The sequence below is a fragment of the Ruegeria sp. K5 genome, from assembly GCF_056531805.1.
In genome coordinates, this window is the sequence record NZ_JBQFML010000003.1 from 91,793 (window position 1) to 112,222 (window position 20,430).

The following is a 20,430-nucleotide window of genomic DNA, read 5'->3' on the forward strand; positions in this document are numbered from 1 at the left end:
GTTACCACAGGGCAAGGCGGAACAAAAAGTAATTTTTTCACACAAGGACCCGTGAGGGGGTCTGACCCCGAAAATTTGATGTAAAACACTGGTAAAGAACATTTTTATGTCTGATTTTTGGTCATTCAAAGAGCGTTTTTTGAATATGATTTGCTCAAAAAAGCCGAGAACAGTTTTGATGCTTGGCCGGGTCCGTTTCCTTTCCGGAAACAGGGGTGCCATGTGTCACTTTATTAGGCCACTGGGCGACTCGGCAGCCAAAGGTTTACGGGAATCTCTCGCTGCGGTGACGGTAATTTTGTTTAATCGTGTCAACAACTTAATTGTCTCTTGCGAAAGATGTAATTTCCTCGGGCGAACTCAGTGTCTTTCACGCTGCGCTGGTCAGACTGAAAATTTCCACGCCTTGAATTCACGAGAACCTTGCAAGGCCTTCTACTTTGCGGACAAGGTAACACGCAGTTCGAGTCACTTTGTTGGACGAAACCGCTGTGAAGGTCGACGTTTAAATTAAATTGATCCGTGTGCTAGTTATTTAGGCGTTCCGCCGTAGTGAAACAGTGAGCTTGGTCGTGAATAGAGTTTTCGAAGTCTTCGTTTGCATTCTGGCTGCTTTGCTGGCTGCACCGTTCTTCGTCATTGCCTGCCTGATCGTTATGATGAATCTGGGCTTTCCCTTGTTTTTCAAGCAAACACGCGCCGGTAAGTCGGGCGGGGTTTTTAGCATCTACAAACTCAGGACAATGACAGACGACCGCGACTCGGCAGGTAATCTGCTGCCCGACAGCGAGCGGCAAACCCGTGCGACGGCCATGTTGCGGCGCTTGCGGCTGGATGAGGCGCCGCAGCTGCTGATGATCCTGCGCGGCGATATGGCCCTTGTGGGCCCGCGCCCGTTGCTGCCGGAAACGATCCAAGCCTTTGGCGAAGCCGGGCAGATGCGGTGCACCCAAAGACCGGGGCTGACCGGATGGGCGCAGGTAAGCGGCAATACAACACTGTCCAATCAGGAAAAACTGCAGCTTGATTTGTGGTATGTCGCCCACCGATCTTTTGGTTTGGACCTTCAGATCATGGCCGAAACAATCCGTGTGGCGATCCGGGGCGAACATCGCCGCCCTGATCGAATTCAGGCCGCCGAATCCTGGGTCAACGCCAGTACGTCCTTTGAATTGAAGGAGACGACCGCATGAAAACTGTTTTTGTTGGTGCGGTCGAAGGATCCCACGTCGCCTTGTCAGCAATTTGCGCAACCGGCTTTGTTCCGGAAATGGTGGTGACACTGCCGCGCGAACTGGCGCATCGGCATTCCGATTTCGCGGACCTGACCCCGGTGGCCGAGCGCTATGACATTCCGGTTCACTACACCGCCAAAAGCGATTCTGCCGGAACCCTGAATGCGATCCGCGCGGTGAACCCCGATTTGATTCTGGTGATCGGATGGTCGCAGCTCTGTGGGCCGGAATTTCGCGCTCTGGCCAAGATTGGGTGCGTGGGCTTTCACCCCTCCGCGCTGCCGCGTTTGCGGGGACGGGGTGTCATTCCTTGGACCGTCTTGCTGGGGGAACGCGATGTTGGTGCCTCGCTGTTCTGGTTGGGTGAAGGGGCTGATGATGGCCCGATTGCAGCCCAGGCCCGGTATGCCGTGGACCCGGACACGGTCACCGCGCGCGAGCTCTATGACCGCGCCCTGCAAGCCCTGACAGAGTTGCTGCCAAAGCTGTTGGCTCAAATAGAGGAAGGGGATGTTCCGGCAGCCCCTCAGCCCGAAACAGGGATCAGTATCTGCGCCCGTCGTCGTCCGGAAGATGGCCGGATCGACTGGACCCAACCCGCCGCAGAGATCCATCGTTTGATTCGGGCCGTTGGTCCCCCCTACCCGGGGGCGTTCACGCATGGCTCGGACGATACTGAACTGATCATTACCGAGGCCCGCTTTTCACCCCTTAAAGGGTATTATATCGGCCTGCCCGGGCAGGTTCAGGCTGTCGATGGGCATGTGTTCACCGTCTATTGCGGCGATGGTCAGTGTCTGGACATAACCGGCTGGTCGGGTGCCGAGACACCCCCTGCCCTTCATTCAAAACTTGGATTTAAAGTATGAGTTTCCCCGGATTTTCAACCGCAGACCAAGGGCCCGTTCTGGTCGTTGCCCCCCACCCCGATGACGAGGTGCTGGGCGCGGGCGGCACCATTGCCCGGCTAGCTGATGAAGGCCGCGCCGTTCATGTTGCCATCGTAACCAAGGGCCAACCCCCCCGTTTTAGCGAAGAACAAATCGCTGGCGTGAGGGCCGAGGCGCGCGCCGCCCATAATGTGCTGGGCGTGACCGAGACCCACTGGATGGACTTCCCTGCAGCAGAACTGGCCGAACATCCGCATGGTGCATTGAATGCGGGGCTGGGAGAGCTCATTCGCAATCTCGACCCTTCACTTGTTTTGGCGCCACATCCGGGTGACATTCATCTGGATCACCAACTGACGTTCCTGTCGACCCTGGTTGCAAGTCGCCCGTATCAATCCGCGTATCCGGCGACCATTGCAGCATATGAGACGCTGTCCGAAACCAACTGGAACGCGCCCTACCTGACACCGGCCTTTGTTCCCAACGTTTTTGTGGACATTTCAGACACGCTGGAGCGCAAGCTTGATGCATTCCAGTGCTTTGCCAGTCAGGTCAAACAGCCACCGCATGAGCGTTCCGTGGCCAGTTTGAGAGCATTGGCGACCTTGCGCGGCGCGACCGTACATCGCCACGCCGCCGAAGGTTTTGTTCTGGTTCGGTCCGTGACCTAAGCGTTCACGCTTTGCCGTAACGCCGCATTGCCGATCTTCACCACGGTTTCCGCCAATTGGTGGGTTCGATCCGGCGACCAGGTCGGGTCCACCAGAAACGCCAGACTGGTCTGTCCCAGTTCTTGCGCCACCGGTAGCGGTTTGTCAGGCGTCAAGTTGTATCTTTCGAAAACGCCTTCCCGGTAAATCTCTGAACAGCTTCCGCTGAATATGGGGAACCCGGCCTCTGACACTTCTGCGATTATTCTGTCGCGGCTCCAGCTAGCGCTCAGGGCCTGAGGTTCGACAAACGCATAAAACCGATAGTAGGCATGCGTCAGATCCTCCGGGGGCATCGGCACACGAAACGCCGGACAGGCCGTCAAAGCGTTTGCCAGAATCGTTGCATTCTCCGTCCTCTGCGCGCGCCAGTTGTTCAGTCTTTTTAACTGCACCCGACCTATTGCCGCCGACATTCCGGTCATCCGCAAATTCGTCCCCGGTTCGGCACTATGCAGCCAACGGAAGCCGGGGGGATGGTCCTTGCGATGGACCTGATCATAGCTTTTGCCGTGGTCCTTATAGCTCCAGGCGCGGGACCACAGATCATCGTCATCTGTGACCAGCAGACCGCCTTCACCCCCGGTCGAAATGATCTTGTCCTGACAGAAGGAAAAAGACCCAAACGTGCCGAATGTTCCGACGTGATGGTCCCCGATCATCGCGCCATGCGCCTGCGCGCAATCCTCGATGACCCACAGGTTGTGGGCTTTCGCAAGCGCCATGATTTCGGGCATATCCGCAGGCCAACCAGCAAGGTGGACCAATATGATGCCGCGTGTCTTTTCCGTCAGCACCGCTGCAATCGTCTCGGGCGAGAGGTTCTGAGTGTCGCGGTCCACATCCGCAAAAACCGGTGTGGCCCCGGCCATCAGCACGGTGCTGACCGAGGCGATAAAGCTGCGGGGTGTCACAATGACTTCGTCGCCCGGCTGCAAGTCAAGCACCTGCAAGGCTGCGTCCAACGTCACGGTGCCATTCGCCATGGCAATCGCATGGGCTGAACCGGTGTAGGCGCGATACTCTTGCTCGAAGGCGTTTACATTCGGTCCCGTCCACGCATTGACGCGCCCGGACCGCAGAACCCGTTCAACCGCAGAGATCTGTTCTTCATCAAAAACTGGCCAAATCTGACTCATTACTCTTCCTATGAAACTGAAAGACCCGGGACGACCGAAGGCTTTCCCAACTTCAAACGCCATACGTTACACAACGGCTAATAGAATTGCCTGCGTGCAGCATAAACGCCAAGTCTTAAATCATCCAAGTGGGAATAGCAGGACAATGTTCGCAAATCGGGCGGCACCGTTTCAACAATCCGAAGAAGGCGCGGCGCTGTCTCCGAAGACTTAACAATCGCGTGAACCGTCAAATCGATACTGATCCAAGTTCAGCTGATTTTCGCCTGCTCTGGTCATATTCCCATCGCTCTGTTTTTGAACAAGAAATCGACGCGATCCAAAAGCTTGATGCGGGCTGCGATCTGTTCGTGCGCTGCCTTTTTTCGCGATGTTCGCCTAACTGTGAACTCGGCCCTATACTTGGTTCGCTTGACATGAAAGACAGCCTAAACCAGCATTAAATTAACGTCAGATCTTAGTGTGAACATTTGTTGATGAGTGACTTTTCTAACCTCTCGCCCGGTTCGGGTTGTGATCCGTCAGCGGGCCCGCATTCACATACAAGAAAACCCAAAATCGTGTTCGTCGGCAGCCTGACGACGTCGCTGACCAACTTCCGCTATGACATTCTCAAGGAACTGTCCCAACGCGCAGATGTTATTGCCTGCGGCCCGGAACGGCACCCCAAGACCGAAGCTACCTTGGCCGATTTGGGAATTGAGTTCCGACAATTTCCTTTGTCGCGAGCCGGGTTGAACCCGTTTCAGGATCTGTCGTCGCTTCGGTCCCTGATCCAGATCTGCCGGGACGAACGGCCGGACATGGTGGTCTCGTACACCATGAAACCGATGATCTTTAGCGGGCTTGCCGCGCGGCTGACCGGTGTGCCGCAAAACTATGCGATGTGTACCGGGCTTGGATATGTGTTCTCGGAAGACGATCAATCGTTCTTCCGAAATCTGTTGCGCAAACTGTCCGTCGCCCTGTACCGCATTTCACTGAAAGACGTGGATGAGGTTTTTGTCTACAACTCTGTCGACGCGGCAGAGTTTCGATCCCGACGCCTGATCGCGGCTGACGTGCCCATGCTTCAGATTCCCGGCTCGGGCGTCAATCTGGAACATTACCAGCATTCTGAACCACCCAGCGGCCCGCCCGTCTTTCTAATGGTTGCGCGCCTGCTGCGGTACAAAGGCGTGTTCGAATATGTCGAGGCCGCCCGGATGCTGCGGCAGAAATACCCGAATGCGCGGTGTCAGCTTTTGGGCCCGCTGGACGACAACCCCAATTCGGTCAGTGCCGAGCAATTGTCCCAATGGCAAAAGGACGGCGATATCGAATATCTGGGGGAAACGGATGACGTACGCCCCTATCTGCGGGATTGCTCGGTTTTTGTGCTGCCGACGGCGTATCGCGAAGGCATTCCGCGTTCGATCCTCGAGGCGATGTCAACCGGGCGCGCGATCATAACTACCGATGCGCCGGGTTGCGAAGATGCGGTGTCTGACGGGCAAACGGGCTTCATTGTTCCGATGCGGAACTCTCAGAAACTTGCTGACGCGATGCAGCGCTTTGTCGAAGACCAGAGCCTGATTGCGACTATGGGTCGTGAGGCGCGTCATCGGGCGGAAAATGAGTTCGATGTCGCGCGGGTCAACACGATCCTGTTGCAAAAAATGGGGCTGATGAGCGAACACGAAAGTTTGCCGCCATCAGGACTGTCGATCCAAATGGCAGCAAACGAGGCGTAGAGCCTGTTAAGCAACCGAAGGGTCAGGGGAACCGGAGCGAACCGCTGGCTCGTCGCTTTTCACAAACTCCTGCAGGCTGGTCCATTGCCGCGATATTCCCGGCATATATCCATTCAGCTCATCCGCGTCTTTGGCAAAAAACTCTGCCATTTTCCGGGACAGATCGGCCGGCAATGGGGGGTATTCCACTTTCCGCGCCACAGCATTGCGCACGGCCTGCACCGGCCAGGTATTTCGGACAGGATCCAGCAACGGCCTTATTGGGCCAAGCACCCGGCGCAACCCGCGCGGAACCAACGGGATTTCCTTGTCCTTCACGCGCGTCTGCAGCGGAGGGTTCAGCGTGCCCGCAAATCCGATATGGCCGCTGACCTTGGCCAACTGCTCTTGCGCAGCGGTCCGGACGTCTTCGTAAGCCAGCAGCAAAACGTGATCTGCCGGAAACAGATCGTAAAAGCGCCGCAGGTGGAAGGCATATAGCCCGTCATTCAAAAACCGTTGATCGGCGGCGCGGTCCGGGTCCAGATGAGCGTAGATGTCGTCATTCACCTCACCCCGGCGAAACAGCATGCAATAGTCCGAATAGGCACGTTGCACAGGATCGCGCATCTGAACGATCAGCCGCACACCCGGACAATCGCGTTTGATCCGCTCGGCCGCCTTGGGTGCCGTCATATAAGAGTTCGATTTCTCACCAACCAGCTGAGCTCCGCCAGCGGCCTCAAAATAGCTGCTGTACCAGTCAGGCCCGCGTTCATATTCACGAGAAAAATAGTGCAGTTCCGGATCCGGCATGAAAATTTCCTGCGTCTCCATCAGCGACATCTGCAACCAGGTCGTCGCGCATTTTGCGGCACCGATGATCAGAAAATCCATTTGTCTTTCAAGCGGCATTAATCAGGCCCCTTCGCTTCACAATGCTTTCATAAATTGAACTGACCCGAGCGACATGCACATCGCGGCTCATGCTTTGGTGCACGTTATCTCGTGCCGCCGCCGTCACTGACTTTTTCAGGTCCGGCGACTCCAGAAGCTGTCGTATGGGGTCAACAAATGCGGACGGGTCATAGGGATCCACCAAAAACCCGCTGCGACCGTTTTCGATTGCCTCGGGATTGCCGCCATGGTTGGTCGCCACAACAGGTGTTCCCAGATGCATGGCTTCGATCAATGTCCGGCCAAAGGGTTCGTCCAGTGCCGTGACCAACAGCGCGTCGACACCTGCCATGGCCTCAGCAATGGGCGACCTGTGACCCATCAGGTGGATTTGTTCGGTAATGCCCAAAGTGCGCGCCAAATCCCGGCATGTGTCTGCCAAACCTATATCGGCTGTCTCTTCCTGACCAAACACCACCCCGTGCACGGGGCGGTCCGGAATGGCGGCAGAAATCTCTGCCACTGCGCGGACGAAGTGATCTGGCCGTTTTCTTGTGTTGAGCAGGCCAAAATACCCCAGCAAGACCGCATTCTCGGGCAGGCCCAATTCCGTGCACAAGGCTGCGTGACAGGTCGAATGTTCGGGCGGATCGCTGGAAAAATCGAACGGGCTGCGCACAACTTCGAACCGGTCATCTATTGGCCGGATCGGTTTAATGGGACGGGCAAATTCGGAAACCGAGAGGATCTTGTTGGCAAAGATCGGCGCAATCTTGTTGATGCCCGAGGCATCAGGGCCCTGTCGGTGATACCAAACAAACCGGGTCCCCGCCAAACGCGCCGGAAGCGCCCAGTTGGCATGCATGCGCCCGTCATTTGTGGTGACGATGTCAATGTTAAGCTGTTTCAGAATTCGAACAAAGCGGGGCACCGAGCGGGTTAGATATTTCGGCAGCGAGGCGTCACTGTCCGAGCGGCTGTAAGACGGTGCAATAATGCCGGGCTCGGTGATCAACTGATAATCCAGCCCAAGGGACGAGATATATTCCCCCAGATCACCGGCTTCGCGATGCAAGGCAATGATGGGCTCAAACCGCGCGCGATCAAGGGCCGCCACAAGGCTCAGCGATGAGATATGACTGCCCCCGATCTGATCCCCGCCGACATAGGGGAAAAACACCCGGATGGGATTTGGCATAACAATATTCCTGACTATTCAGTGTTTGGTGATAAAATAACGGTCCGGCTAACGACCAATGTGTCGCCGGGAAGCAATGCGCCAACAGCATCAAACGCGTCGGACAACAGCTTGGATTCTCTGGTGACACTGTATTCAATAACGGTTTCACCCACCGGCTCGGCATCAGTTGCAAGACCCGCCGCGACCACCTCATTATGTAAGGTCTGTGCCGTCGCAAGCCGCGTGCGCAATGTGAGCAATTCTTGTTCAACCTGATTGAGGCGGGTCAGGGCCTGCGATCTGGCCGTATCTACCAGAGCCAATTCGTCCCGTTGCGCGCGATTGAGCTGTTGCTTGGCATTCAGCAGCGCAATCTCCAGATTGAGCCGCTCGGATATGTAGGTGTTAAGCGTATTGTTCAATGCTGTTACTCGGGCGTTGACCGCTAACCCCTTTTCCTTCAACTCATTCACGTTTTTCAGATCCGCCCGCGTAAACTCGATCTGTTCTTCGCGCAGCTTCAGCTGTTCTTCCAGGCTTTTGATCTGCTGCTCCTGAACCTCCTGCAATTCGCGAAGGCTGACCCCCTGCCCGCTGCGGGCCGTCTGGGTGGCTGCAAGGATTTGACCTTCCAGCCCGCCAATCTCGGCGGTTGCATCCTGATCCTCGGAAGAAAGGGCATCGAGATCGGTCGTAAGACGCTTGCGCTCGTTCTCCAAAGCTGCGATTTGCGTGGTCAGCAAACGGATCTCGCCGCCCAGGCTGAGAGTTTGGAAGTCATTCCCGGACCCCAGCTGCAATGGCGGTCGCAAGGGGCCGCCAGCCAGGGCCAAAGCCTGCTGTGCCGTCAAACCGGGCCGGAACGGATAGGCACCGGGGGCCGTGACATCGCCCAGAACATAGACGGGCAGATGGTCGATCACCTCAATCGCGACATGTGGCGGTTCAGCAAGTCCCACCTGCCGCCGCAAACGCGTTTCGATCAGTTTGGACAAGGACTCCAGCGTGTTCCCACTGGCTTGAATCTGTCCCGCCAGCGGCACCATCAGGGTTCCGTCCGGGCCGATTTTGTATTCGCCCGAGACCCCGTCCCATTGAACAAATGACGACACGACAGGATCCCAGCGCATCGCGCGCAGCAACAGGCGGTCATGTTCAAGAAGCTCATAGCTTTCAGCATGCGCAACTGCCGGGACGTAGCCCATCGACATCAGGGCGCAGCACAAAATAAGTCTTATGAATTTCAATGCGTGATCCTCCCGGTACGCGGTGTTGCAGTATTGTTTTGGTGATTGGCCAGACCGGTTCTGAACTCGGCCATGCACGATGCGCTTAGCGATAGTGCAAGGATCAGAGGAACATTCCAGAACCGGGGATAAAAGGCCGGAAACATGTTCAGCATGACGCTGTAGACCATCAGGATGGTCAGTGTGATCGCGGGTACCTTGCGGGACCCGTTGGATGCAAATGCCAGCCATGCAAGATAGATACCTGTCAGGATAAAGCCGACAAGCCCGAGGAGCGAGATCAACCCACCCTCGGTCAACGCAAGAAGATACATGCTGTGAACCGGTGCGCCATGGTCGCTGACGGTACGGTATTGTTCGGCACCCAGCCCCAGGAACAGAGTATCCTGCGCGACATGCAATGCCTCTTGGATCAAGAAATACCGGCCATCGAATGTGCCGGCTTCGCTGATGTCGCCATCAACCAACGCGCCAAGGACCCGGTCCTGAAACACTTCGGGCAGGAAATACTGGCCAAATTCAAGCATCGAGAACAGGGCGATCAGGAACCCGACCAGGGTGATCACAATGCTGCGCCTCGTTCCGCATAGGAAAACGATGATGATGGTGCCAAGCGTGCTGATCAGCAGGCCACTGTTCGATCCGGTCAGAATGACCCCGTAATAGAGCGCCGGCAGACATATGACCAACCAGATGGCCTTGATTTCTTTCAGATAGTACAAGCCCAACGTAAGGATGATCGCGATCGCGGCCAGTGTGGCACATTCGTTTTCACGCTCGATCAGAGATCGCATCCTGCCGTTGTAAGACAGCAGGCGCGGCCCCGCGTCTTCGACGAAGTGAACGATATAGGCGCCGAATACCATCACAAAGGTGATGGACACGATCAGCACCCGCAGCAATGCGATCACCTGCGGGTAGCTTCGTGCCCCCAGCAACAAGGGTAGCAGCATCAGCGAAAAGAAATACTGCGATACCACGGTGACCAGTTCGACCGGATTGCCGTTTACCAGCGAGCTTATAGTCAGCCCCCCGGCGAAAAGGAAAAAGGACAGATACCACATGCCACTGGCGCGGCCAAAGTAGTTGAGAGGCAGACGTTGCTGAGACACCAGAACAATAACGGCGATCACCGCGCAGGCGTCAGAGGCTGTGAAATAGACCGCTTGCAAGCGCAGGTAATTGATGGGTGCCAAAGCAACCACAAGGAACAGAAAGAACCCTTCCAGCCCTGTCAAACCGGCGCGTCTGAAACCGAAGACATCCGGCACCTGAAAACCGCTGTGTTGAGCCGGTTTGACGGGTTGGTGCAAAGCGTCAGCTTTCACGAGGCACCCCCTTGTTGACGGCTGCACTGACAGCCCGTTTCAACACGATACTACACAAAACCAACCAAATGGCGTTACAAATCAAGTGCGACGCCGCAGCCCCGGCTACCCCGAAAGTTGTGACCATCGGGTATATCAGGACAAAAAACAGCCCGGTAATTAGGGCACCGATCCTGACCATCGCGCGGTCCTGTTCCAGGCTCAGCAGCGCGGGGTTGACGATGCAGCCAAACAGATAGAACCCAACGGCCACAGCCTGAATTGCAACAACAGGAACTGCAGGGCCGAATTCCGGCCCGAAGAACGCAAGAATGATCTTATCCAGCTGCCAGATGACCGGTGTCAGCACCAGCACCAGCACCACCGCAAATCCGGCGCTTATGTTGCGCAGGATTTTCCCCAGCTTCGCGACTTGTCCGCGTGCCGAAAGCCGCGTGAATTCCGGGTAGATCGTTTGGCTGAGCGGGCGACCCAGTCGCAATGCCGCATCTCCGCAGCGCCGCGCGATATGGTAGTAGCCAACCGCAGTTGCCGGAACCATTGCGGCAAGAATAATGACGTCCAACCGTTGCGAGGTTTGGCGTAAAATGACCGAGAGGTTGCTGTTCCACATGAACCGCAGGAATCCCGGATTCTCGGCCAGCGTTTCCCGGATACCGCCAAACTGCAACCGATGTCCGCGTTTTCGCATCTGGGTCAGGCCCACCAGATAGGCCAATGTGCCGTCCAACAGACTTATGAGAACGAAAATCGCGGCAAACCCCACAAGACCCAAGTCCAATACCCAGGCCATGATTGCCAGAAACGCCCGAAACGCCGCTGTTGCACTGTCCAGTTTGGCCAGAATGTCAAAGCGGTCATAGATGCGAAGCAGTGAAATACCTGTCGCCCGCAGCGACAGGACACAGGCTGCCGCCCCGACCGGCAACAGCCAGAAATAGGTGTCTTCCAGTCCAAGCAATGGTGCCAAAATGGGCGCGAGAAGAAATGCCACGGTGGCCGCTAGCACTCCGCCAGCCAAGTCCACGAGCACGGACAGGCCGATCAACCGTCCGAAGCGATCCACCTCATCGTTTTCCAGCGCCGTACTGGCATGTCGAATGACGGCCTGCCACGGCTCCAGATGCAGCAATCTGGCCATAATTCGGCTGTAGGCCTCCAGAACAGCAATCAGCCCCAGCCCCGCCGCACCCAATGCGCGCGCGCCAAAGGCAAGATAGACCATTCCAAGCAGAGCAACCGCAACCTGTGCCGAGAAAATCCACTTGAGATTGCGCAGAAGGCGCTTTTTCAACGGCTCATCGCGAAGCCCGGATGACAGGCGCGCAGTCAAGACAGGTCTCCGGCCATGATGGCAAGCCATGTTTCAACATGGCTCAACCCCGTTTGCGGATCCAAAGCCCACGGATCATCAATGCGGTTGGGATCCAGCCCATCGCGGGTTTCTTCCCAAGCATCGGGCAAACCGTCCAGATCGCTGTCGGCGACCGGATTGTCAGACGTAATATCGGGCCAGCCGCCAACTTGCTCGACCTCGTCGATGATCTGACCGGTGCAGTTTTGAACATCCCCGATAATAGCCGCATCCAAACTGTCCGGTTCGCGGTGCCCTTCGATCCGGTCCCCTGACCGGCTCAGCACCGTTTCAAGCGCTTCGGCGGCCGGGAGGGGATCTGTCGTCAACGGCCAGCTTCCGGGAGGAACCTGTTGCTGTATGGCGGTCACGTCCAAAACCTCGAACCGGCGCGCGCGGCAGCCGTCGGGCGTGTCTGCAATGTTGCCCTCGGCCCAAAGAGCAACGGCATAGTCATCCTCCCACTCGAACACCTGAACGGCTTCGGGCGTTTTGCGGATGGTATCGGGGCCGGTCAGGGCGACGTTCCCGATATAGGCGATAGAAGCGTCGCCCAGCAGGTCGTAGAACTCGCCAAACTGGCTGATTGGATTGTAGAAAACGTTGTTGATGACCTCGACCGGGCCAATATCAGTTGCCTTGATGTCCGGCTGCCGGTCGCGGTGATGCGCAAACAGATTTCGGATCAATGAAATCCGCCCGCACGCATTCGTGGGACCTTCGTCCGAGCAGATCAGCGCCCCTTTTGAATGGCGCCCTTTGGGATGGTTCGAACGATCCAGGCTAAGCGCAACAATACTGTCCGCCAGTGTTATGTCCTGCGCGGTCGCGTTCGAGACGTGAATGTTGACCGTCTCGTCCGAGGCGAACGCCAGGGACAGGTTGCCAAGATAGACGCGCTGACCGTTTTCTACCGTTACCGCATCCACAACCGATGACTGTTCATCCGTCACCCCGGGACGCGCCTTCAGAAAGCGCACCACGACATCGTTCACGTTCTTCAATATCAGCGTGCCGACTTTCCCTTCGACAATCCGCAGCTGTATGCCATCCCCGGGCGCAGTCTGTCCGGCGATATAGGTGTTTGGTCCAACCCAAATCGCGTTCGTCAGGTCGATAGTCCCGCTAACCGCAAAGACACATACGCGCGGGGGGCCGTTGCCTTCGGCACATTCCCGAAGCGACCCCGGACCACTGTCGTTTAGGTTGGTCACAGTCAGAACACTGCCGCCCTTCCAGCCGACAGCACCAGCGCCATAGCCTACGGCACCCGGAAAGGCAGACTCTGCCGCGACATCTTGCGCCAAAAACAAAGCAACGCTCAGGGCAATGACGGTCGACGCGCGCGCAATCAGCTTAGTAGTAGCCTGACTTATTGTAGGAATAATAGTCGGCGCCACCGCCATAACCATATCTCCTGTGCTTGCGGGTGTTCACGTCGTTGATAATTGTTCCCGTGACGTCAATTCCGTTACGCTCCAGCTTGTCCACGGTGTCGCGCAGGACGGCCTCGCTGGTATTGCCCCAACGCACAACGATCAGGGTTTTGTCGACAAGGTCGCCCAGCCGGCACGCATCATGCACGATCAGAGTTGGCGGAGTGTCCACGATTACCAGATCGAAATGCTTGCGCAGCTTGGTGTTCAGGCGCTTGAGCGTGCTTTTTGCATTGGCCGGCGACTGATCGTCCAGCATGTGCAGCGACAGAAGGTGGAACGCAGTCTCGCCGTTGACGACAACCGGCTGAGGTACAACTTTATCTGCCAAAACATCCGCGGCGCTTGCGGGTTTGGCATCCGACCCAACAAGCTTGGTCGCGCCTCTTTTGTGGTTGTCCAGATCAAGCACCAGAACTTTCATCTGCTCTTTTGCAGCGGCCGCAGCGATGGAAACGGCGACGGTGGATTTTCCTTCGCCGGGAAGGCCGGATGTGATCATGACGATCTTGCCATCCGTGACCAGATTGAACCAAAGCGTCAGGAACCCGCGCAGCGCCTGAAAGAAGGACGGGGTCGCGTCGCCCTCGAGGAACCAGGACGACGAATTCTCGCGTCCGAAAAATGTGCGTTCCTTGATGCTTGGCAGGAACCCGAAATTTGCAAGGCCGGAGATTCGGGCGGTCTGGCGTTCGCTCCAAAGACGGTAGTTCAGGCCTTCCAGCAACAGCGCTGCGATGAAGGCCAAGGCCAGACCGGCAACACCGCTGACCGCAACCGCAACACGCGGGTTTGGCCAATACGGCTCAACAGGAATGCGCGCGAATGAGACCTGACGCGCGCCTTGACCGGCAAACTCCAACTGTGTCTCAAGCTCATTCAGCTTTTCGATTGAGTTCTGATACCTGAGGCGCAGCAGTTCAATCGACCGCTCCATCCGCATCAAGGCCAGTTCCGAGCGTGTGCGCTCATGCAGTGCGACCTGAATCTCGGCCAGTTCCTTCGCAACACGGTCGGATTCGTCTTTCAGCGCCTCGTCGTCCTTGACGGCATCATAGATCGAAGACAGGCGGTCGTTTTCAGCCCGCAACCTGTCAGGCAGGGTCAAATCATCCAGTTTGTTTTGCCGAATGAACGCCGCCAGTTGCAGTTCGGATTGCGAGAGTTCTTCGCCCAATTCACTGACCCGCGTCCGCAGAAAGGTGATGGAGTCCGAAATCAACTCGGTCCGCTTCAGCTTTGAGCGCAGGATATAGGTCTCGGCAACGGTGTTCGAAAACTTGGCGGCCAGAAGCGGGTCGTTGGATGTTGCGATAATCTCGATGGCCAGGCTTTCGCCCCGGCGAACCACCTTGTACGACCCCAGCGTTTTGTCGATGACCTTTTCTCTGCGATCTGCTGTTGAGCCGGGCGTTCCAGGATCCGCATATGGCACAAAGGTCGGATCATTGAACAATGACATTGCTTCGGCCACATCTGCCGCAAACTCGCGGGACCGCAGAATATCCATCTCGGTTTCGATAACTGCGCGGGTCAGTTCAAAGGTTTCCAGTTCAACCTCGGTCGCGCTGACCCGGGTCTCGAGCATCGTCATGACAACGGTTGAAACTGTGCGGTAGCGTGGCTCGAGCAGGCGAACCGCCAGGAATGTAATCCCGACGACCACCGCAACAATGGCCAGCATCATTGGCATATGTCTTCGCACAATGTGCGAAACGCCATCTAATCCGACGCGACCTTCACTTTGCGACACAACTGTATGTTCAATTCTCTCTTGAACCGTCATATTCAAACCCTTTTACCGCAATAGCGGTACACTCACTCTTAAAACTTCCGGGGCTCGAACGTGCATTTGCCGAATAACCGAGCCCGCCAGCCTGAGTTCACACAAACCTAGGCAGACTTCGACAAACCACTATTGCTCGACGCCTTAACATACATCGCCTTAAGATAGGCATCCTCGTGCAACTGTATATACCTCTCGGCAGAAAATTCCGACTTAATTCTTTCACGGGCCAGTTGGCCCAATTCCGCGCGCTTGCCCGGCCCCGCATCCAGAAGTTGCGCCACGGCCCCGGACTGAGCGTCCGGATCAGCCGGTGGAACGACAAGCCCGGAGTTGCCGACAAGAAAGCCGCTGTCACCCACATCCGTTACGACGCAGGGAACCTGGCATGCCATTGCCTCGGCCACCGCCAGTGGGAAGGCTTCGCCCCAGGCTGAAGACAGCAGAAAAATATCGAGGCCCGGCACCAGTTTTTCCACATCGGGTCGGCCTTCGAATGCGCTGACCCTGTCGCTAATGCCCAAAGCACTGGCCTCGGCCACCGCAGGGCTTGTCGTGGTGCCCTGCCCAAAGATTACCGCATGCACATCGTAGCCCGATTCAAGCAGCTTTGCCGTTGCCCTGACCATCGAAACATGATCCTTCATCGGATGGCTGCGGGCAAAATTGCCGACAAAAAACCGGTCGTCGTTTACGCCGCACAGATCCTCAAGCCGCTTGCGCGCCGCATCGTCCGGGCGAAACACATTGGTGTCGATCGCATTGGGGATAAGCGCCGAATTCGCGCCCGAGAACCCAATAGCCTCGTGCTGTTTGCGCGATACGTCCGAACAATAGGTAATCTGCCCGGCAAAGCCTGACAGTTTGGCCAGCGCGCGTATCAGAATGCGGTTTGAGCGTTTCTCGTTCTGAATGTCCTGCAAGGAATGGTGCACCGCCCAGACAAGGCCGGGTTTCGAAGTGATGCGCCCGGCAATTGCCGCCCAGGATGCCATGCATCCGTGATACATCCATCCATGCACGACGTCCGGAGCGTGTTCCTTGACTGCGCGCCGCAGGTTCACCAGCGAGCCCGGCGTCACCTGCCCTTCCCGCAAATTCAGCGAAGTGACATTGACCCCCAAAGAGCGGATCGGCTCTGCAATAACGCCGTCACCCATCAACGAGACCACCGAATGATCGCGGGCGTCAGATCCCAACGCCGCTAAATATCTTTGCAACATAATTTGGGCACCCCCAACATTGGTGCCCGTAATCACATGAACAACTTTCATTAAAAATACCTGCTACAAATCAAACAACGGAACAATGATGTAGTTCACAATTCTAAAGAATGAGCCTGGGAAGTCTTGGATTGCCACTGGTTTGTGACGGAAAGTGCGGTTTCCAGATTATTGTTGAAGGAATAGCTTCAATCATTTCGAATCTACTTTGATCGTCAGCTTCATCTATTTGAACTTACATCGACTAGAAATTTAAAAATAATTACAAATCCTTACATCGTATGCGCGCTTCCATAAGCAGCACCGTCACCAATGACTCAGTTCATAAACCCCCTTTGCTGCAATCCTTCTGCGATGGCCCCGGCCGCCAGCGACGCCCCGGCCGGGCTGAAATGCGCGTCTGACGCGTACAAATCCTTGGGCCTGGGATGCGCTTCAAACTGATCTGTCAGGTCGATCACCGCCAGCCCAACCTCGTCGGCGGCGCTTTGAACCAAGTCTCTGAGCGGGTCGTGCAGGAAGTCCTGCGAAATCAAACCACTAAAACGGTCGACCGGGGGCACGAAGACGATAACAAGCTCGCCCCCCCATTGTGCCACTATGTCCTCAGCGCGGCTGAGAACATCCTTATACTCGGGTTGCGGCGCGACCGCCTGCGGGTAGTGAAGCCCCAACAGCTTGGCCGTTTTTTGCAAGGCAAGGAAATTTCGAACAACACGTCTGGATTGGAAATAGTGGCTCAGGGACAAGTCCATGCTGCCCCACTGTTGATCAATCTGATCTGTCAGCGTTGCAATCTGTTGATCCGATTTGGCGACAGGCCCAAAATCCACCCCGTCTTCCAGAGCCTGAGCAAGCCACGGCATTGTCAGTTCGCGGTTCAGGTTTCGCCAGTCATTGCCTGCAAAGAACACCATTACCGTCAAGTCTGGCTCAAAGGCCGGGCCATAGCGCCCCAAGACCGCCAGTTCGAACAAGGGCCCGGCGCTGCGGTGCCCCAGATTCAACAAGTTGGGGGAATAGGCGCGCAGCTGGTCCGCAAGGTGTTCACCATCCTGCAGACAGAACCCCTCAACAAACGAGTCCCCCAGCACCAACACTTCAATGTTGCCATCATAGACAGAGTCGGGATTCCGGAACCCTAACCTGTCGGGCTCATACGTGACCGGCTGGCCATCCAGCGAACACAGAAACATCTGGTTCTTGGGCTGCGGTGCCAATACCGCCTTGCTCAACTGTTTCAGTTCCACCGCGTTATTGACGCTTTTCAACGTCGCAGCGGGCGGCAGGTTTTGCAGATACGGCGCCAGATCAACGTCGTCTTTCACAATGCCGACCGACCCCAATTCGCCTTGTAGAGATTTGACACTGATATAGCCTTCGAACAGAAAAAGCGTCGCCAACAAGGTGGACATGCAAATCCCGACCATCAGCCGTGTGTCGCGTCGTGTGAACACTGCAGCAAGCACCAAAAACAGGCCCAATGCAGCCGGAACCAGAACATAGCGCAGCAACCGCGCGGTGCCGGCGGCGTATTCGGCGAAGTTGACCAGCGCGTAAGCCGCCGTGGCAAAAAAGTACAAAGCCGGGATCAAGCACAGAATCCGGCCTAACCGTTCGCCACGCCCAACGCTGTCCAAATGATCGCTCCCGTTCATGTAGAAACTCTGCCCTTGGCCCAGCGACTAAGGCGCATGGGCGTTAAGTCTCTGATAATCTGCACGCATTCCTGAAATGCAAGACAAGTCGTTCAAGCTTTTTCAACGGCCGCGTGAGTGTTGCCAAACTGAACCGTGAGTTGTGCTTTTTCCTTAAACCTTAATTAATTTGGAAACGAAAAACAAAGGGCAGGCCGATAAAGGCCTGCCCCCTTTGGTTTTGGTCGATCAGTGACCGGGCCGAAGCTCGGTTATCCGGTCGGCTTTGGTTTAACCGATGATCGCGTTGAGTGTTGCGCTGGGGCGCATCACCGCAGCGGTTTTCGCCGGATCGGTATGATAGTAACCGCCCAGGTCAGCCGCTGCACCTTGCGCGTTGGCCAATTCGCTAAGGATTTGCTCCTCCTTCGCTGCCAGGTCTGCCGCGACGGGTGCGAACTCTGCCGCCAGTTCCGCATCGTCCGACTGCGCGGACAGTGCTTCGGCCCAGTAGCGCGCGAACCAATAGTGGCTGTCGCGGTTGTCGGGCTGGCCGACCTTGCGGCTGGGCGAGCGGTTGTTGTCCAGAATGCCCTGCGTCGCGGCCTCGGCTGCGGCACCCAGTACACCCGCCTTGGCGTTGCCCTTGTTGTCGGCCAGGAAGTTCAGGGATTCACCCAGCGCGCAGAACTCACCCATCGAATCCCAGCGCAGGTGGTTTTCCTCAACCAGCTGCTGCACGTGTTTCGGGGCCGAACCCCCCGCGCCGGTTTCGAACAGACCGCCGCCATTCATCAGCTTGACGATGGACAGCATCTTGGCCGAGGTGCCCAGTTCCAGGATCGGGAACAGGTCGGTCAGGTAGTCGCGCAGCACGTTGCCGGTGATGGCAATCGAGTCATTGCCTGCCGTGATGGTTTCCAACGACTGGCGGGTCGCCTCGCGCGGGGCCATGATCTGGAACTTGTCCGCTACGCCTGCAGCTTCCAGCACGGGCGTCACGTATTTGATCAGCTCGGCGTCATGGGCGCGGTTGGCGTCCAGCCAGAAAATCGCCTCGGACCCCGTCAGGCGCTGACGATCCATCGCCAGTTGGATCCAGTTCTCGATGGGGGCCTTCTTGACGGTGCAGGACCGCCAGATGTCGCCCTGTTCGACCTCATGCGAATGCAGCGTCTCGCCATTGGCCAGAACGATGCGGATGGTGCCATCAGCAGGGGCCTGGAATGTGGTCGGGTGCGAGCCATATTCCTCGGCCTTCTGTGCCATCAGGCCGACGTTTGCGACCGCACCGGCAGTGGCCGGGTTCAGCGCGCCGTTGGTTTTGAAGAACTTGATGGATTCATCATAAACCGGCGCATAGCAGCGGTCGGGGATCACGCAGTTGGTGTCGCCCTTGGCACCGGTCTCGTCCCAGCCCTTGCCGCCCGCGCGGATTACGGCGGGCATCGAGGCGTCGATGATCACGTCCGAGGGCACGTGCAGGTTGGTGATGCCTTTGTCGCTGTCGACCATATACATCGACGGGCGGTCGCCCTTGATCGCGTCAATGGCGGCCATGATGTCGGCATTGCCCTGAACACGCTCCAGCAGATCACCGAGCCCTGAGTTCGGGTTCACGCCCAGTGCGTCCAGCTCGGCACCGAATTTTTCGAACACCGGGGCCAGCCACGCCTTGACCGCATAGCCAAAGATGATCGGGTCGCTGACCTTCATCATCGTGGCCTTCATGTGCAGCGAGAACATGGTGCCGTCTTTCTTGGTGTCCTCGATCGCGTCCGCCAGGAACGCAGACAGCGCCTTGACCGACATGAACGTCGCGTCGGCCACGGTGCCCTCGGCCAGCGGCCAGCCGTCTTTCAGAACGGTAACGCTGCCATCCTTGCCGACAAATTCGATCTTGGCATCGCCAGCCTGTGCAGCAGTGATCGTCGCCGATTTCTCGTTTGCGTAGAAATCGTTGCCCGGCATGGACGACACTTTGGTTTTGCTGTCCGAGGACCACTCACCCATCGAATGCGGGTTCTTCTGGGCATAGTTCTTCACCGCCCGCGCCGCGCGGCGGTCGCTGTTGCCTTCGCGCAGAACCGGGTTTACGGCCGAGCCTTTGATCGCGTCATAGCGCGCGCGAATCGCCTTTTCCTCGTCGGTCGAGGGTTCTTCGGGGTAGTTCGGAATGTCATAGCCCTGCGATTGCAGTTCCTCGATGGCCGCCACAAGCTGGGGTACCGATGCCGAGATGTTCGGCAGCTTGATCACGTTCGCATCCGGTGTCTTCACCAACTCACCCAGAGCGGCCAAATCATCGGTGATGCGCTGCGCGTCTGTCAGGTCTTCCGGGAAGGTTGCCAGAATACGGCCTGCCAGCGAAATATCCTTAGTGCCAACACTGACACCCGCCGCCGAGGCGAACTTGCGAATGATGGGCAGAAACGACGCGCTGGCCAGTTCGGGCGCTTCGTCTACAATGGTATACAATATGTCGAAGTTCGATTTATCTGCCATATTCTTTTACCTTTTTTAAGCCTTTCGGGGCGTGCGATCCAAGAGTTGGGGCCACATCAGCGTGGCGCGGTAGGGGCAGACCAATGCTATCGCCCCTGGGTGACTCTGTTTTGACAGGGCCTCCCATAAATGAGGTTTGGATTGGAATCAA

Annotated in this window: 15 protein-coding genes; 4 read left to right on the forward strand and 11 right to left on the reverse strand. The window is 56.8% G+C overall.

What is annotated here, in order from left to right; genetic code table 11:
- The first annotated feature begins 572 nt into the window (after nucleotides 1-572).
- From ACR0MO_RS11670 to ACR0MO_RS11680, 3 genes are read left to right on the forward strand one after another with little or no spacing between them, the layout of a single operon-like run.
- Nucleotides 573-1,193, forward strand: a complete 621-nt coding sequence (locus tag ACR0MO_RS11670; protein ID WP_480584610.1) for a sugar transferase — start codon at nucleotides 573-575, stop codon at nucleotides 1,191-1,193.
- The gene (locus tag ACR0MO_RS11675; RefSeq protein ID WP_170522855.1) at nucleotides 1,190-2,104 is read left to right on the forward strand and encodes a formyltransferase family protein; all 915 of its coding nucleotides are present in this window, start codon (nucleotides 1,190-1,192) and stop codon (nucleotides 2,102-2,104) included. Before ACR0MO_RS11670 ends, ACR0MO_RS11675 begins: the two co-directional genes overlap by 4 nt.
- On the forward strand, nucleotides 2,101-2,796 hold the full coding sequence (locus tag ACR0MO_RS11680; protein ID WP_170522852.1) for a PIG-L deacetylase family protein: 696 nt from the start codon (nucleotides 2,101-2,103) through the stop codon (nucleotides 2,794-2,796). The genes ACR0MO_RS11675 and ACR0MO_RS11680 overlap by 4 nt, the downstream gene beginning before the upstream one ends.
- Here ACR0MO_RS11680 and ACR0MO_RS11685 read toward each other — a convergent pair.
- A complete protein-coding gene (locus ACR0MO_RS11685) occupies nucleotides 2,793-3,974 on the reverse strand; it encodes a DegT/DnrJ/EryC1/StrS family aminotransferase (protein WP_480891379.1) in 1,182 nt (393 codons plus the stop codon). The genes ACR0MO_RS11680 and ACR0MO_RS11685 overlap by 4 nt on opposite strands.
- A gap of 476 nt (nucleotides 3,975-4,450) precedes the next feature.
- Between ACR0MO_RS11685 and ACR0MO_RS11690 the strand changes: the two genes are divergently transcribed.
- Nucleotides 4,451-5,707: a glycosyltransferase family 4 protein gene (locus tag ACR0MO_RS11690; protein WP_480891381.1), complete on the forward strand. Its 1,257-nt coding sequence runs from the start codon at nucleotides 4,451-4,453 to the stop codon at nucleotides 5,705-5,707.
- 6 nt (nucleotides 5,708-5,713) lie between these two features.
- On the opposite strand, the gene ACR0MO_RS11695 is transcribed toward ACR0MO_RS11690, so the two are convergent.
- The 10 genes from ACR0MO_RS11695 to ACR0MO_RS11740 form a co-directional block, all read right to left on the reverse strand.
- Nucleotides 5,714-6,583 carry a sulfotransferase family protein gene (locus ACR0MO_RS11695; protein ID WP_480626704.1) on the reverse strand — a complete coding sequence of 290 codons (870 nt, stop codon included), beginning with the start codon at nucleotides 6,581-6,583 and terminating at the stop codon, nucleotides 5,714-5,716.
- 7 nt (nucleotides 6,584-6,590) lie between these two features.
- Nucleotides 6,591-7,781, reverse strand: a complete 1,191-nt coding sequence (locus ACR0MO_RS11700) for a glycosyltransferase family 4 protein (RefSeq protein WP_480891383.1) — start codon at nucleotides 7,779-7,781, stop codon at nucleotides 6,591-6,593.
- A 14-nt stretch (nucleotides 7,782-7,795) separates the two neighbouring features.
- On the reverse strand, nucleotides 7,796-9,010 hold the full coding sequence (locus ACR0MO_RS11705) for a polysaccharide biosynthesis/export family protein (RefSeq protein WP_480891386.1): 1,215 nt from the start codon (nucleotides 9,008-9,010) through the stop codon (nucleotides 7,796-7,798).
- Nucleotides 9,007-10,338, reverse strand: a complete 1,332-nt coding sequence (locus ACR0MO_RS11710) for an O-antigen ligase family protein (RefSeq protein WP_170453779.1) — start codon at nucleotides 10,336-10,338, stop codon at nucleotides 9,007-9,009. The genes ACR0MO_RS11705 and ACR0MO_RS11710 overlap by 4 nt, the downstream gene beginning before the upstream one ends.
- Complete coding sequence (locus tag ACR0MO_RS11715) at nucleotides 10,328-11,671, reverse strand: lipopolysaccharide biosynthesis protein (RefSeq protein WP_170453780.1); 1,344 nt, start codon at nucleotides 11,669-11,671, stop codon at nucleotides 10,328-10,330. The genes ACR0MO_RS11710 and ACR0MO_RS11715 overlap by 11 nt, the downstream gene beginning before the upstream one ends.
- Nucleotides 11,668-13,098, reverse strand: a complete 1,431-nt coding sequence (locus ACR0MO_RS11720; protein WP_480781189.1) for a pectate lyase family protein — start codon at nucleotides 13,096-13,098, stop codon at nucleotides 11,668-11,670. Before ACR0MO_RS11720 ends, ACR0MO_RS11715 begins: the two co-directional genes overlap by 4 nt.
- On the reverse strand, nucleotides 13,049-14,815 hold the full coding sequence (locus ACR0MO_RS11725) for a polysaccharide biosynthesis tyrosine autokinase (RefSeq protein ID WP_170622159.1): 1,767 nt from the start codon (nucleotides 14,813-14,815) through the stop codon (nucleotides 13,049-13,051). Before ACR0MO_RS11725 ends, ACR0MO_RS11720 begins: the two co-directional genes overlap by 50 nt.
- 206 nt (nucleotides 14,816-15,021) lie before the next feature.
- Nucleotides 15,022-16,188 carry a glycosyltransferase gene (locus ACR0MO_RS11730; RefSeq protein ID WP_480891391.1) on the reverse strand — a complete coding sequence of 389 codons (1,167 nt, stop codon included), beginning with the start codon at nucleotides 16,186-16,188 and terminating at the stop codon, nucleotides 15,022-15,024.
- 266 nt (nucleotides 16,189-16,454) lie between these two features.
- Nucleotides 16,455-17,795, reverse strand: a complete 1,341-nt coding sequence (locus ACR0MO_RS11735; RefSeq protein WP_480891393.1) for an SGNH/GDSL hydrolase family protein — start codon at nucleotides 17,793-17,795, stop codon at nucleotides 16,455-16,457.
- Nucleotides 17,796-18,065: 270 nt separating this feature from the next.
- Entirely contained in the window at nucleotides 18,066-20,279 is a 2,214-nt protein-coding gene (locus ACR0MO_RS11740) for an NADP-dependent isocitrate dehydrogenase (RefSeq protein ID WP_480891394.1), read from the reverse strand.
- Nucleotides 20,280-20,430 lie beyond the last annotated feature (151 nt).